At 73.5% G+C, this 13,885-nt stretch carries 14 protein-coding genes; 4 read left to right on the top strand and 10 right to left on the bottom strand.

Annotated features, from left to right (window positions below; translation table 11 throughout):
- Nucleotides 1-33: 33 nt before the first annotated feature.
- From AB0J86_RS01710 to AB0J86_RS01735, 6 genes are all read right to left on the bottom strand, one after another.
- A complete protein-coding gene (locus AB0J86_RS01710) occupies nt 34-681 on the bottom strand; it encodes a hypothetical protein (RefSeq protein WP_363850837.1) in 648 nt (215 codons plus the stop codon).
- Nucleotides 682-768: 87 nt separating this feature from the next.
- The gene (locus AB0J86_RS01715; protein ID WP_363850840.1) at nt 769-1,587 is read right to left on the bottom strand and encodes a hypothetical protein; all 819 of its coding nucleotides are present in this window, start codon (nt 1,585-1,587) and stop codon (nt 769-771) included.
- Nucleotides 1,588-1,872: 285 nt separating this feature from the next.
- Nucleotides 1,873-2,400, bottom strand: coding sequence for a DUF2617 family protein (locus tag AB0J86_RS01720; RefSeq protein ID WP_363851596.1), 528 nt, complete (start codon nt 2,398-2,400; stop codon nt 1,873-1,875).
- A gap of 64 nt (nt 2,401-2,464) precedes the next feature.
- Nucleotides 2,465-2,848: a hypothetical protein gene (locus tag AB0J86_RS01725; RefSeq protein WP_363850843.1), complete on the bottom strand. Its 384-nt coding sequence runs from the start codon at nt 2,846-2,848 to the stop codon at nt 2,465-2,467.
- Between the two features lie 114 nt (nt 2,849-2,962).
- The gene (clpB, locus tag AB0J86_RS01730; RefSeq protein ID WP_363850845.1) at nt 2,963-5,554 is read right to left on the bottom strand and encodes an ATP-dependent chaperone ClpB; all 2,592 of its coding nucleotides are present in this window, start codon (nt 5,552-5,554) and stop codon (nt 2,963-2,965) included.
- 235 nt (nt 5,555-5,789) lie between these two features.
- The gene (locus AB0J86_RS01735; RefSeq protein ID WP_363850848.1) at nt 5,790-7,013 is read right to left on the bottom strand and encodes a hypothetical protein; all 1,224 of its coding nucleotides are present in this window, start codon (nt 7,011-7,013) and stop codon (nt 5,790-5,792) included.
- 79 nt (nt 7,014-7,092) lie between these two features.
- Here AB0J86_RS01735 and AB0J86_RS01740 point away from each other — a divergent pair, with 79 nt between their 5' ends.
- Nucleotides 7,093-7,593 carry a TrkA C-terminal domain-containing protein gene (locus AB0J86_RS01740; protein WP_363850851.1) on the top strand — a complete coding sequence of 167 codons (501 nt, stop codon included), beginning with the start codon at nt 7,093-7,095 and terminating at the stop codon, nt 7,591-7,593.
- A 7-nt stretch (nt 7,594-7,600) separates the two neighbouring features.
- The gene (locus AB0J86_RS01745) at nt 7,601-8,806 is read left to right on the top strand and encodes a cation:proton antiporter (protein WP_363850854.1); all 1,206 of its coding nucleotides are present in this window, start codon (nt 7,601-7,603) and stop codon (nt 8,804-8,806) included.
- Between the two features lie 114 nt (nt 8,807-8,920).
- Here the strand turns inward: AB0J86_RS01745 and AB0J86_RS01750 are convergent, their stop codons facing one another.
- On the bottom strand, nt 8,921-9,787 hold the full coding sequence (locus tag AB0J86_RS01750; protein ID WP_363850857.1) for an SDR family NAD(P)-dependent oxidoreductase: 867 nt from the start codon (nt 9,785-9,787) through the stop codon (nt 8,921-8,923).
- 118 nt (nt 9,788-9,905) lie between these two features.
- On the opposite strand from AB0J86_RS01750, the gene AB0J86_RS01755 reads away from it, so the two are divergent.
- Nucleotides 9,906-10,433 (top strand): helix-turn-helix transcriptional regulator, encoded by a 528-nt coding sequence (locus tag AB0J86_RS01755; RefSeq protein WP_363850860.1) that lies wholly within the window; start codon nt 9,906-9,908, stop codon nt 10,431-10,433.
- A 269-nt stretch (nt 10,434-10,702) separates the two neighbouring features.
- Nucleotides 10,703-11,134, top strand: coding sequence for a hypothetical protein (locus tag AB0J86_RS01760; RefSeq protein ID WP_363850863.1), 432 nt, complete (start codon nt 10,703-10,705; stop codon nt 11,132-11,134).
- Between the two features lie 39 nt (nt 11,135-11,173).
- Here AB0J86_RS01760 and AB0J86_RS01765 read toward each other — a convergent pair whose 3' ends face one another.
- The 3 genes from AB0J86_RS01765 to grpE form a co-directional block, all read right to left on the bottom strand.
- Complete coding sequence (locus AB0J86_RS01765; RefSeq protein ID WP_363850866.1) at nt 11,174-11,617, bottom strand: helix-turn-helix transcriptional regulator; 444 nt, start codon at nt 11,615-11,617, stop codon at nt 11,174-11,176.
- A gap of 26 nt (nt 11,618-11,643) precedes the next feature.
- The gene (gene dnaJ / locus AB0J86_RS01770) at nt 11,644-12,843 is read right to left on the bottom strand and encodes a molecular chaperone DnaJ (RefSeq protein WP_363850869.1); all 1,200 of its coding nucleotides are present in this window, start codon (nt 12,841-12,843) and stop codon (nt 11,644-11,646) included.
- 72 nt (nt 12,844-12,915) lie between these two features.
- Entirely contained in the window at nt 12,916-13,857 is a 942-nt protein-coding gene (gene grpE / locus AB0J86_RS01775) for a nucleotide exchange factor GrpE (protein WP_363850872.1), read from the bottom strand.
- Nucleotides 13,858-13,885: the final 28 nt, after the last annotated feature.

A 13,885-nucleotide genomic window follows, 5' to 3' on the forward strand; every position in this document is an offset into this window, starting at 1 on the left:
GGCGGCTCGGGCGCTGCGGTCACGAACGTCTCCTCAGCTGGGCGGGACGCCGGCGGTGGGGTACTGGTCCTGCCCGGTGAACATCCGTGGTCCGGCCGGTGACCGGTTGAAGAACTCGTTCGCTCCGGGAAGCGCCAGCAGTACGGCTACCACAAGGTAACCGAGCGCCTGTGCCGCCGAAAGTCCCGCCCCGAGCGGGACCCACCAGGACGGGTACGACTCGGTGAGCGCCGCGAGGAGCTGCGGGGCGGTCGGGTCGGCGCCGGTGGGCCACTCGACGGCGCGCTGCACCACGATCAGCGCCAGCCCCCAGCAGCCGCAGAGCAGGCCGAGCAGGCAGACCACCCAGGTGGCGACCCGGGCGTTCCGCCGGCCCCGCCAGTCGCCGGCGGCCAGGACGAGCAGCAGGCCGGCGACCGCGACGGCGACCACCGAGGCGGCGATGAGGCCGCCCCGCAGCGCGTCGACGACCCCGTCGATGTCCGACCGCTCGGCGCCGTCGGCTTCGGCGGCCTGCCGGAACCGCGTCACGATCCCGTCCAGACTCGCGAGTACCGCGACGGCATGTCCGAGTCCGACGGCGGCCATGAGGCCGAGCAGGCCCACCGCGGCGACCACCGGGGCCCGCCGGATCGGGACCGGGGGCGTCCCGCCAGGGGCCGGATTTCCTGGGTACGACACGAGAGATCCCCCCGAGTAGTCCGTCCTACTGGAACCTACTCGGGGGGATCTTCGGCAACTCCGCTTTCGCGGTATCGACCCGCCGGATCAGTGCGACGGCGGCGACGGCGGGCCGGCGGGCGGCTCGCCCGACGGTGCCGGCGGCTGCGACGAGTCGGCCGGCGGGCCGCTCGACGGCGGCGCCGGCTGGCCGGGGATCTGCGGGTGGCCCGGCGCCTGCGGCTGGTCCGGCGCCTGGTACTGCGCGGGCGTCGAGGGGTAGCCGGGCTCGCCCGGGGCCGACGGATAGCCGGGCGCGCCCTGGTAGCCGGGCGCCCCGGACTGCGGGTACGACGGGTAGGCGGGGTAGGCGGCGCCCGGCACCGGCGGCTCCCAGGCGGGCGCGGCCGGCTTGCGGAAGAACGCGTTCGAGGCGGGCAGCGCCAACAGGATCAGCGCGGCCACGAGCGCGATCATGCTGATCACCGCGAGGGTCGTGGTGACCGCCTGGTACCAGGCGGGCAGCACCTCCTCGAGGCGGCGCTGGACCTCGGCGGCGCTCGGCATGTCGGCGCTGGTCGAGCCGGTGTCGAAGCCGGTCAGCGCGTTGCCGGCCAGCCCCACCACGTTGCAGCAGAGGGCGAGGCCGCCGAGGGACCAGGTCACGATGCGGGCGACGTTCTTGCCGCGGTTGTTCAGGAACGCGAGCACCACGAGCCCGGCGGCGAGGAGCAGGCCGACGATCGCCCCGCCGATGGCTCCGCCCGTGGCCGCCCCGGTCACGAAGCCAGAGGCGCCCTCGGCCGAGGTACCGGAGTAGAGCTCCCGGTACACCTCCTGGACCTTCGAGACCGTGGAAAGCGACAGGATCTGGCTGATCACCTGTACCACCGCGCAGAGGATGAGCAGGTAGCTCGAGATCGTCACGGTGACCGGTCGGGAAGTGGCGGGTGGCCCGGCCGATGGGGGTACCGACACGGCTCTCCCTCCTATCTGACTCGTCGCTGCCGTCCGAGCGGCCCGAGCGAGATCCACGGAACAACAAGGGTCGAGCGCACGTCCCGGAAGGCCAGGCCCTCGAAGACGCGCGCCGGTGCAGGGGAACACCGTATCGATACCCGGCAAGCGCGCCAGGTCAAACCGCCGCCGGGCGGCACACCGTGGCCGAACCGGTACGTCGGGTGGCGCCGGCGCCCGGGCCGCCGCACCCGGTCACCACCGCACCACCGTCGCGGTCCGAACCAGCTCACCGGCCTGCGGGTACGCGTGCCAGGTCCGCCAGCCCACCGTCCCGCCGCGCCCGCCCCGGCCGCGTTCCTGGTGCTCGGGGAAGCGCACCCGGAGGGCGGTGATCGCCTCCGGGCCGCCGGGGAAGACGCCGACCAGCGCGGCCGGGTCGTCGGCCAGCGCGGCGCGCAGCGCGGCGACCCGACGGCCGAACTCCGCCCCGGCGAACCGCAGCACCCGGGCGGAGAAGTGGTACCGGCCGTCGGGCTCGCGCAGCGTGCCGGGCAGGCTCGGCCGGGTACCCGGCAGGCAGGCGACCGTCTCGGTGCGGCCCGTACCGGCCGCGGTCAGCAGCACCTGGTGCGACGCGCCGAGCAGCCGGAGCCCCACCACCACCCGGCCCGGACCGGTCACGTCCAGCCCGTGCAGGGCGGGCAGCTCGACGTCGTCGAGCGTGAGGCTGAGGTCGGCGGCCCGACTGTCGGCGTACGGGGTGTCCAGGGTGACGATCATGTTGCGGTAGACGGTAACAACCGGACGCACCGGTCCGGCGGTACGCGAGCCGGCGGGGTCGTGGTCAGGGTGTACCGGCGGTGAGCTGGCGGACGGCGTACTCGGCCAGGCTGACCCGGTGGCGCAGGCAGCCGTGGGCGGTGGTGAACTCCGAGTGGTCGCGGGTCAACGACTCCCAGGCGGCCCGCCCGGCGGCCGGGTCGAACCGGGACAATAGCGTGGCCGCGTACGCCCTGCCGGCGGGCGAGCCGTGCGCGAGCAGCCAGGCGAGCCGGGGCTGGAGCTCCTCGACCCGGTGCGGCAGGGCCGCCTCGACGGCCAGGTACGCCTCGGTCACCGGTAGCAGCTGGCCGGCGAAGCCCACCCCGGCGAACGCGACGGTCTCGGCGGCGGCCAGTTCCCGTACCGCCGCCGCGAGTCCGTCGCTCGACTGCGCGGTCCCGGCCATGCGTACATCTTTCCCTGGTCGGGCGGTCCCGACACGGGAGTCCGCGTGATCGCCGCGGCACCGGCGCGGCGCGCCGGTGCCGCTCCCCGACCACGTGGACCAGGGTCGGGCGGGTCAGGCGGCGCTCACCGTCAGCCCGTCCTTGTCGTCGTCCAGACCGACCCGGACCACGTCGCCGTCGCGCACCTCGCCGGAGAGGAGCGCCTTGGCCAGCCGGTCCCCGATCGCCGACTGCACCAGCCGGCGCAGCGGCCGGGCGCCGTAGATCGGGTCGTACCCGTGCTCGGCCAGCCAGACGCGGGCGGCGTCGCTGACGTCGAGGGTGAGCCGGCGGTCCGCCAGCCGCCGGCGCAGCCGGTCGAGCTGGATGTCCACGATGGAGCGCAGCTGCTCGCCCGCGAGCGCGGCGAAGACGACGATGTCGTCCAGCCGGTTCAGGAACTCGGGCTTGAAGTGCGAGCGCACCACGGCCAGCACCGCCTCCCGGCGCTGCTCCTCCGTCAGGGTCAGGTCGGAGATCACCGACGAGCCGAGGTTGGAGGTGAGGATCAGGATCGCGTTGCGGAAGTCGACGGTACGGCCCTGGCCGTCGGTGAGCCGGCCGTCGTCGAGCACCTGGAGCAGCACGTCGAAGACGTCCGGGTGGGCCTTCTCGACCTCGTCCAGCAGGATCACCGAGTACGGCCGGCGGCGCACCGCCTCGGTCAGCTGGCCGCCCTCCTCGTAGCCGACGTACCCGGGCGGGGCACCGACGAGCCGGGCCACCGAATGCTTCTCGGCGTACTCGCTCATGTCGATGCGTACCATCGCCCGCTCGTCGTCGAAGAGGAACTCGGCGAGCGCCTTGGCCAGCTCGGTCTTGCCCACACCGGTCGGGCCGAGGAAGAGGAAGCTGCCCGTCGGCCGGTCCGGGTCGGCGACCCCGGCGCGCGAGCGGCGTACCGCGTCGGAGACCGCGCCGACCGCCTCGGCCTGCCCGACCACCCGGGCCGACAGCGAGGACTCCATCCGCAGCAGCTTGGCGGTCTCGCCCTCCATCAGCCGCCCGGCCGGGATGCCGGTCCAGGAGGCGACGACCGTGGCGATGTCGTCGGCGCCGACCTCCTCCTTGAGCATCGCGCCGTCGGCCTGCAACACGGCCAGCTCGGCCTCGGCCCGGGCGAGGTCGCCCTGGAGCGCGGGGATGCGGCCGTACCGCAGCTCGGCCGCCCGCTCCAGCTCGCCGTCGCGCTCCGCGCGCTCGGCCTCGCCGCCGAGCCGCTCCAGCTCCTCCTTGGCCGTCGAGATCCGGGTGATGTGCTCCTTCTCCAGCTTCCACCGCTCGCTGAGGGCGGTGAGCTGCTCGCGCCGGTCGGCCAGCTCCTTGCGCAGCCGTTCGAGCCGCTCGGCCGAGGCCGCGTCGGGCTCCTTGGCGAGCGCCATCTCCTCGATCTCCAGCCGGCGTACCGCCCGCTCGATCTCGTCCACCTCGACCGGCCGCGAGTCGATCTCCATGCGGAGCCGGGAGGCCGACTCGTCGACCAGGTCGATGGCCTTGTCCGGCAGGAACCGGTCGGTGATGTACCGGTCGGAGAGGGTGGCGGCGGCGACCAGTGCGGCGTCGGTGATCCGGACGCCGTGGTGCACCTCGTAGCGCTCCTTGAGGCCGCGCAGGATGCCGATGGTGTCCTCGATGGTCGGCTCGCCGACCACGACCGGCTGGAAGCGGCGCTCCAGCGCCGGGTCCTTCTCGATGTTCTCCCGGTACTCGTCGAGCGTGGTCGCGCCGACCATGCGCAGCTCGCCGCGGGCCAGCATCGGCTTGAGCATGTTGCCGGCGTCCAGCGAACCCTCGCTCTTGCCGGCACCGACCACGGTGTGCAACTCGTCGAGGAACGTGATGACCTGGCCGTCCGAGTTCTTGATCTCTTCGAGCACGGACTTGAGCCGCTCCTCGAACTGACCCCGGTACTGCGCGCCGGCCACCATCGCGCCCAGGTCGAGCGAGACCAGCTTCTTGTCGCGCAGTGACTCCGGCACGTCGCCGGCGACGATGCGCTGGGCCAGGCCCTCGACGATCGCGGTCTTGCCGACGCCGGGCTCGCCGATGAGCACCGGGTTGTTCTTCGTACGCCGGGAGAGCACCTGGATGACGCGGCGGATCTCCGAGTCGCGGCCGATGACCGGGTCGATCTTGCCTTCCCGGGCGCGCTCGGTCAGGTCGACGCCGTACTTCTCCAGGGCCTGGTAGGTCTGCTCGGGGTCGGCGGTGGTGACCCGCCGGTCGCCGCCCCGTACCGTCGGGAACGCCGCGACCAGGTTCTCCTCGGTCGCCCCGGCGGCCTTGAGCGCCTGCGCCACCACGCCGCCCACCCGGGCGAGGCCGGCGAGCAGGTGCTCCGTCGAGGTGTACTCGTCGCCGAGCGGGCGGGCGATCTGCTCGGCCGCGCCGATGGCGTTGACGAACTCGCGGGACAGGGTCGGCTCGGCGACGCTGGCGCCGCGGGCGGCCGGCAGGTTCTCCACGGCCCGCGCGGCGGAGCGGCGGATGTCAGCCGAGTTGGCGCCGACGGCGCGCAGCAGCCCGGCCGCGGTCGAACCGCCGGTGTCCAGCAGTGAGAGAAGCAGGTGCCAAGGTTCCACGGTGGCGTGCCCGCGCTGGTTGGCCAGGGCGACCGCACCGGTGATGACTTCGCGGCTCTTGGTGGTAAGGCGTTCGGTGTTCATGGGCTCCCCTGATCGGCGTGTCCACTGATGTCGACACAACCAGACTTGAGCCTATTCCACTCAACTCTCACCCTGTGACCCGCATCACTCTATTAGTGGGCCTCGCTCCGCTCGGGCGGCTCGCGCGCCTGGAGAGCCGCCCTGTAGGCGCCAGTCGCTTCAGTCGCTGCGCTCCTTCCGCTTGGTGGCGCCTGCGGGCGGCGGCGCGACTCGCACGCTCCCTCCGCTTATCCAGCTAGTTGGCGAGTAGGAGGACTCTGATCCAGCGGCGGTCGAGGTAGCGGCCCGGGCCGAGCCAGCCGCCGCCCGAGGACGCCGGGCCGAAGAGGGTGCCGTCGTCCAGGCGGCGCAGGCCGGCCAGGTCTCCGGGCCAGTCCGTCGGCTGGTAGGCACCGCCCGACACCAGCCCGGTGCCCTCGGGTGTGGTCACCGCCAGCGTCCAGCCGCCCAGGGCGACGAGCGAGGTGAACCTCGCCGGATGCCCGGTCGCCGGCACCGGTTCCCACCGCCCGGCGGCGTACCACCAGAGGTACGGGAAGTCCAGCCGGCCCTGGCGGTAACCGACGAGCCAGGCGTCCCCGTCGGCGGCGACCAGCGGCCGTACCATCGCCAACTCCTCGCCGGGCGCGGGCGCCGGATCTCCGCCCGGGACGGGCACCGCCGGGCGCGCCCAGGTCCGCCCGGCGTCCCGGGAGACCGCCCCGTACGGCCGGCCGTCCCGGAAACCGGCCGCGACCAGGTGCTCGCCGGCGTACGCGACGTCGCCGAGGCCGGGCAGTTCGGGCTGGGCCGGCACCGGTCGGGACGACCCGCCGGTCCACTCCACCACCCTCGGTACCGGATCACCGTCGCAGCAGACCTGGAACCGCCCCAGCAGGCGGCGGTACGCGGCCGGCGGGTCCGGCGTGATCGGCAGGTGGGTGAAGCTCCGCCCCCGGTCGCCGGAGGCGTACCAGCCGTGCGGTTCGGCGAGCAGCAACAGTTCGGTGCCGGCGGCGTAGAGCTGCGGGCTGCGGGAGACCGGTCGCGGGTGGCGCAGCGGCTGCCAGGACCTACCCCCGTCGGCGGTGGCGAAGAGCAGCGCCGCGCACTCCGGATCGCGTCCGCCCGGGGGCTCCGCCGGCTCCGACCCCGCCCCGCCTCCCGTGGGCGGCGGCTCCCCGCCCGAGGGCCGCACGGGGCAGCGGGTGAAGAGGACGTACCCGTGCTCGGCGTCGACGAACTCCAGGTGCTGCTGCGCGTACCCGTCGGGCACGGTGACCCGGGCCCGCCGTACCTCGGCCGGCTCCGCCGGCACCGGCCGCGACGCGACCGGTGGCGGCGCGACCGGTGGCGGCGCGACGGCCGTGTGCCGCGGCGGTGGCTGGCGGATGTCGCCGACGTCGCAACCCGCCAGCAGGGCGGCGGACGCGGCCAGCACCGCTAGCGGAGGCGTCAGGCTCCGGGCTCCCTCACTCACGGTATTGCCGAGCGTCCGGAGGGGCGCCCGGTTCCCCGGCCATCCCATCGGATCGTCACCGGCCGGTAACCTGGCCGCCGTGCGAGTACGCGTGGAACAGACAGCCCTGCCGGGGATCGGCGTCCGTCACGACCTCGTGACGGCGTCCGGCCGCCGGGTCGGCGTGGTCACTCATCGCAATGGCCGACGCGACCTGGTTCTCTACGACGACGACGATCCAGATGCGGGTGACGTGGACATTCCCCTGACCGACGACGAGGCCGAGGCGCTCGCCGACATTCTCGGTGCCTCCCTGATGCTCGGCCAGCTCAGCGGGTTGCGGCAGCAGGCCGCCGGGCTGCTCACCGAGCAGATCTCCATTCCGGCGAGTTCGCCGTACGTGGGCCGCAGGCTGGGCGACACGAGGGCTCGTACCCGGACCAGCGCCTCGATCGTGGCGGTGCTCCGCGAGCGTGAGGTGATCGCCTCGCCCGATCCGACGTTCCGTTTCGAGGCCGGCGACGTGGTGGTCGTGGTCGGTACCCGACAGGGCCTCGACGGCGTCAGCAAGATCCTTGCCCACGACGACCCGGACGGCTGATCCCTATATGCACGCACAGACGGTCCTGCTCATCGAGGTCGGCGCCCTGCTGTTCGCCCTCGGACTCCTCGGTCGGCTCAGCCGGCGGATCGGGCTCTCGCCGATCCCGCTCTACCTCCTCGCCGGGCTCGCGTTCGGGCACGGCGGTCTGCTTCCGCTGTCGGCGAGCGAAGAGTTCTTCGCCGTGGGCGCCGAGATCGGCGTCATCCTCCTGCTGGTCATGCTCGGCCTCGAATACACGGCCAGCGAACTCGTCGGGAACCTGCGCTCGGCCGCCCCGGCCGGGCTGGTCGACGGGCTGCTCAACGCGTTGCCCGGAGCGATCTTCGGCTTACTGCTGGGCTGGGGCTGGGTCGCCGCCATCGTGCTGGCCGGCATCACCTGGGTCTCCTCCTCGGGCGTGATCGCCAAGGTGATCGCCGATCTGGGCCGGCTCGGTAACCGCGAGACCCCGGTCATCCTCTCCGTACTGGTCATCGAGGACCTGGCGATGGCCCTGTACCTGCCGCTCGTCACCGCCGTACTGGCCGGCAGCGGGCTGGTCGAGGGCGGGCTCGCGCTGGTGATCGCCGTCGGTACGGTCGTGCTGGTGCTGGTCCTGGCGGTCCGGTACGGCAGGGTGATCTCCTCACTGGTCTCGGCGCGGGACCCGGAGGCGCTGCTGCTCGGCGTGCTCGGGCTGACCCTGCTGGTCGCGGGCGTCGCCAACAAGCTGGGCGTCTCGGCGGCGGTCGGCGCGTTCCTCGTCGGCATCGCGCTCTCCGGACCGGTGGCCCACCACGCCACCGAACTGCTCTCCCCGCTGCGCGATCTCTTCGCCGCGGTCTTCTTCGTCTTCTTCGGGCTCGCCACCGACCCGGCGCAGATGCCGCCGGTGCTGCTACCCGCGCTGGGGCTCGCGGTGGTGACCATGGCCACGAAGGTCCTCACCGGCTACATCGCGGCGAAGCGGGCGGGCATCGCGCTGCCCGGCCGCTGGCGGGCCGGGCTCGGGCTGATGCCGCGCGGCGAGTTCTCCATCGTCATCGCCGGGCTGGCGGTGGTCACGCCCGGCATCGAGCCGAGGTTGGCGCCGCTCGCCACCGCGTACGTGCTGATCACCGTGGTCTCCGGGCCGATGCTCGCGCGACTGCCCGACACCGCCTGGTTCAAGGCGTGGCTGCGGCGGCAGGCGACGGCCCGACGGGCCGCACCGGTGCCGACCGGCGACTGAGCGACTCTCCCCCGTCGCACCGGCGCCGCCCGGCAGTTCGGCGCCGGTGCGACGGCCGGGCGCGGCCCGGTGCGATCGAGTCCGGCCCGGCGCCGTCCCGGACCGCGCCCGGCATCAGCGGGTCACCGGCTGCGGCTTGATCCCCTGGAGACCGAAGGCGGTGGCGACCAGCCGTTCCCGCAGGCCGGCGGGGAGGCGCGAGAGCACGCCGAAGAGGCGTACCCCCGACCCGGCGGCGTAGTGCCGCCGGGGGTTGGCCGCCTCGACCGCGGCGACCACGGCCTTGGCGACGAGGTCGACCGGCCCCAGCTTCTGTTTGGCTGCCGCCTCGGCGACGACGGCCAGGTGCTCGCGATACAGCGCGGCCCGGTCCGGGGCGACGCCGGCGAGCGCGGCGCGGGCGGCCTCCTCGGCCTTGGCGAAGATCGCGGTCTGCGTCCCGCCCGGCTCCACCACGACGACCGGTACCCGCCAGCGGCGCAGTTCCAGCCGCAGGGCGTCGGAGATCGACGCGAGGGCCGCCTTGCTGGCGCCGATCGGACCCATGAACGGAACCGCAACCCGGGCGGTCGGCGCGCTGATGTTGACGATGCGCCCGGCTCCGGCACGGAGCAGGGGCAGGAACGCCTGGGTCACGTAGACCGGACCGAAGGTGTTGACCTCGAACTGGCGCCGCAACTCGTCGGGCGGAAGCAGTTCGAGCGGCCCCTGCACGATGACCCCGGCATTGTTGATCACCGCGTGCAGTCCCCGGGCACCCACCACCCGCCCGATCTCGTCGGCCGCGTCCGCGACGCTCGCGGGATCGGTCACGTCGACCGGCACGAGACGTACGTTGCCGAGCCCGGAAAGCGTGCCGGTGTTCCGGTGCACCCCGGCGAAGACGGTGTAGCCGGCCTCGGCGAGCCGGATCGTGGTGGCCGCGCCGATGCCGGCGGCGGCGCCGGTGATGAAGACGTTGCCCCTGCGGCTGTTGGCCATGCCAGCCCTCCAAATGTTGACGATGACATGTCAGGACGAACAGGTGAAGGGTTGCAGGCCCGGAACTAACATGTCAAGACGAACATGTCGCGGATGACGAACGGTGGGTGCGGGAAAGATGTCGCTGAGGCACGCGCTGATCGGCCTGCTCGCGGAGGAGCCGGCGAGCGGCTGGGATCTGAGCCGCCGCTTCGAGAGCGTCCTCGGCGGGGTCTGGCCGGCCGGGCACCCGCAGATCTACCTGGAACTGCGCAGGCTGGAGCAGGACGGGCTGATCGAGGTCGAGTCGGAGGGACCCCGCCGGCGCAAGGCGTACCGGGTGACCGGCGCCGGCCTGGCCGAGGTCCGGCGCTGGCTCACCTCGGTCGAGGTCGACCACACGCTCCGGCTGGAGCCGCTGCTCCGATCGGTCTTCTTCTGGCTGATGACCCCCGAGGAACTGGCCACACACCTCGACCGGGAGGCCGCATACTTCCACGCCCTCGCCGCCAAGTACCGCGAGTTGGCCGCCGCGAAGGACCGGGGCGAGTTCGGCCAGAGCCCGCAGACGCGGTCGCTGCGCGTGGCCGCCGAGGCCGGTGTGCGGCTCAACCAGGCGCTCGGCGAGTGGGCCGACTGGGCCAAGGGCAACCCGCCCGAGCGGTAGGGCGCGTTCGGGCCGTCCAGGCGGGTCGCGGGCTGACCGCACGCGGGTCGCGGGCGAGCCCTCGGTCGGGTCACGCCGCCCGGGGCGGGAGCCGCGATCCCGGCATATTACCGACCAGTATCCCGAAGTCCCCCATAACGGCTGGATGAATGGCACTCGCGTACCCTTCCGCAGGCTGGCTGCGGCGCGCTACCGTGTCGCCGCAGCCGGTGGGGTAGGCGTGGGGGCGCCGTTGCCACCTGCAGGTGCGAGCGAAGGGTCAGCCCGGGGTGAGCTTGCAAGAGTCATCGTTCAAGGGGTTCGCCAACCCCGTCGATCCGTCAGCCGCCGAGCTTCGCGCCTGGGCGTACCAGCCGGACTCGGTGCCGTTGCAGTCGATGCCGCAGGACTGGGACCTGCTGGTCTCCGGCGACCGGTTGATCGTGACGTTGTTCGAACTCGCGATGGACCGCGGCTGCCCGGCCCGCCGGTTCGCGCTGCACTGCCTCTACATCTACGCGGCCGACGGCATCCGCACGAACTTCCGGGCGCATCCGAAGCGCCGGCTGCGCAAGCTCATCGAGCAGGCCGAGGAGCTGGGCGACGAGCCGATGATGGTCTGGGCCCACAACAGCCGCACGCTGATGGCCCGGCCCGAGCTGTTCGACTACCACGACTGGTGCGAGGGGGGCCTGGTCCGCCAGTCCCGCCGGCTCGGCTGACCCGCCGGCCCGGCCCCGCCCGCACGGCCGCCGCCGACGTCAGTCCCGACCGCTGCGGCGTGGCCGCCAGACCACCAGCGCCGTGGAGGTACGGCTGGTCGGCACCAGGTCCCGGCGCGGGAACGCCGAGATCGCCTCCAGCTCGGCGACCCGGCGCGCGGCGGCCGTCAGCTCCGCCTCCAGCTGCGCCACCCGCTGCTGCAGCTCACCGAGGAGCTGCTCCAACCCGATGATCCGCTTGATCCCGGCCAGGTTGACTCCGTCGTCCTGGCTGAGCCGCTGCACCTCGCGCAGCAGCACCACGTCCCGGACGCTGTAGCGGCGACCGCCGCCCGCGGCGCGGCCCGGCTGGACCAGGCCGAGCCGGTCGTACTGGCGCAGCGTCTGCGGGTGCATGCCGGCCATCCGGGCGGCCACCGAGATCATCAACACCTTGGCGTCGTACGCCGGGTCGGTCGAGGAGGCGATGAACTCCTCAGCCATCGTGGGTCACCTCCGCACAAGAGCCGTCAGCTGACACGACGCACGCGGGCGTCGAGATGTTCCCGGGCCGCCGGTGGAGTCTGCGCCGCGAACGTCTCCAGCGCCTCGCGGGCCTCGTCGGAGACGTGCCCCGGTACCACCACCTCGACGGTGACCAGCAGGTCGCCGGCCTGGCCGTCGCGGCGTGCCACGCCCTTGCCTCGGGCGCGCAGGGTACGGCCGCTCGGGGTGCCCGGCGGCACCCGCAGCGTGACCGCGCCGTCCAGCGTCGGGACCCGCAGGTCCGCGCCGAGCACCGCCTCGGCGAACGTGATCGGTACGGTCAGGGTCAGGTCGTCCCCGTTGCGCCCGAACAGCTCGTCGTCGCGGACCTTCACCAGGACGTACAGGTCACCCGCCGGACCGCCGCGCTCGCCGGGCTCGCCGCGCCCCGCCAGCCGGATCCGCTGCCCGTCGGCGACGCCCGCCGGGAAGCGGACGTTGAGGGTACGCGTCTTGGTGACCCCGCCGGTGCCCCGGCACTCGGGGCACTTCTCGTCCACCACCGTGCCGACGCCCTGGCACTCCCGGCACGGCTCGGAGAAGCTGAACGAGCCCTGGTTGCGGGTGACCACGCCGGCGCCGTGGCACTGCGGGCAGGCCCGGGGCTGGGTACCCGGCTTGGCCCCGTCGCCGTGGCAGGTCTCGCAGACCCCCGGCGCGCGCAGCGTGAGCGGCAGCGTCACGCCGTGCACCGCGTCGCCGAAGTCGAGCATCACCTCGGTCTCGACATCGCGGCCCCGGGCCGGGCCACGGGGCCGGGCCGCCGGACCGGCCCCGCCGCCCGAAAAGATCGAGCTGAACAGGTCCGAGAAGCCGGCACCGCCGAACCGCCGGTCACCGGCGCCGCCGGGCTGGCCGCCCATCCCGCCGAAGATGTCGGAGACGTCGAACGGGTAGCCGCCGGGCTGCCCGCCCGCGCCCCGGGCGTTGCGCCGGAACGCGCCCGAGCCGAAGAGCGACCGCATCTCGTCGTACTCGCGGCGCTTGCGCTCGTCGGAGAGGACGTCGTACGCCTCGGAGACCGCCTTGAACCGCTCCTCGGCCTCCGCGTTGCCGGGGTTGCGGTCCGGGTGCAGTTCCCGGGCCAGCTTCCGGTACGACTTCTTGATCTCATCCGAGGAGGCGGACTTGTTCACCCCCAGTACGGCGTAAAAGTCCTTCTCCAGCCAGTCCTTGGAACTCATCGTCCACCCCCTTCCTCGTTGCGCGATCGAGGTGCCCCGCGCGTACGGGACACCTCGATCAGCGCGGTTGACTCACTCCGGGTCGGCAACGGCGACCAGTGCCGGCCGTAGCAGCCGCTCGCCGAGCAGGTAGCCCCGCCGCATCACGTCGACGCAGGTCGGCTCGGTGACGTCGGCGGAGGTCAGGTGCGCCACCGCCTCGTGCCGGGTCGGGTCGAACGGGTCGCCCTTCTCCCCGAAGGCGGTGAGGCCCAGCTTGGTCACCACCCCGGTGAGCTGCTCGGCCACCGTGCCGAACGGCCCGACCAGGTCGCCGTGCTCGCGCGCCCGGTCCAGGTCGTCCAGGATCGGCAGCAGCGCCGCGAGCACCGAACCGGTGGTCTGCTCGGCCACCAGGCCGCGGTCCCGGTCCACCCGCTTGCGGTAGTTGGCGTACTCCGCCGACACCCGCTGCAGGTCCCGGGTCCGCTCGTCCAGCTCGGCCCGGAGCGCCTCCAGCTCCGCGCCGAGCGGCCCGGACCGGTCGGTCCGCGTACCGTCGACCGGCGCGTCCTCGGCTGGGGTGGTGTCCAGCGGCGTACCGTCGGCGGGCTCCGCCGGGGCGTCGACCACCGCGCCGGCGGCACCCTGCGGCTGGTCCAGCCGCGGCACCCGCGCCTTGCCGTCGCCGACCTCGGCCTCCGACTCGGCCTCCTCGACCATCTCGTCCAGCACGGCGACGGTCTCGGCCGCCTGCTCGGCGGGGGTCTCGTCCGCCTCGGTGGCGGCCGGGTCGGTCACCTGGCTCTCCGCCGGCTCGACCTGGTCGTCGGGTGCGGTGGCGGCCGGTGCGGCAGCCGCCGCCGCCTCCCCGCCGGACTCCGCGCCGGACCTGCCGCCGGTCGGGTCGATCTTGCGCTTGTCTCGGATGACGATGCGACGGTCGCTCGGGCCCTTGGCCGAGTCGCCCGGCGCGGAGCCACCCGGCGCCGACCCGGTGCTGCCCGGGTCGGCGGCTCGTGGCTGTTCCGTCATGCGGCTACCTCGTTCCGTTCGCTCGGTG

Source organism: Micromonospora sp. NPDC049559 (assembly GCF_040676675.1).
Taxonomy (GTDB): domain Bacteria; phylum Actinomycetota; class Actinomycetes; order Mycobacteriales; family Micromonosporaceae; genus JBFAPK01.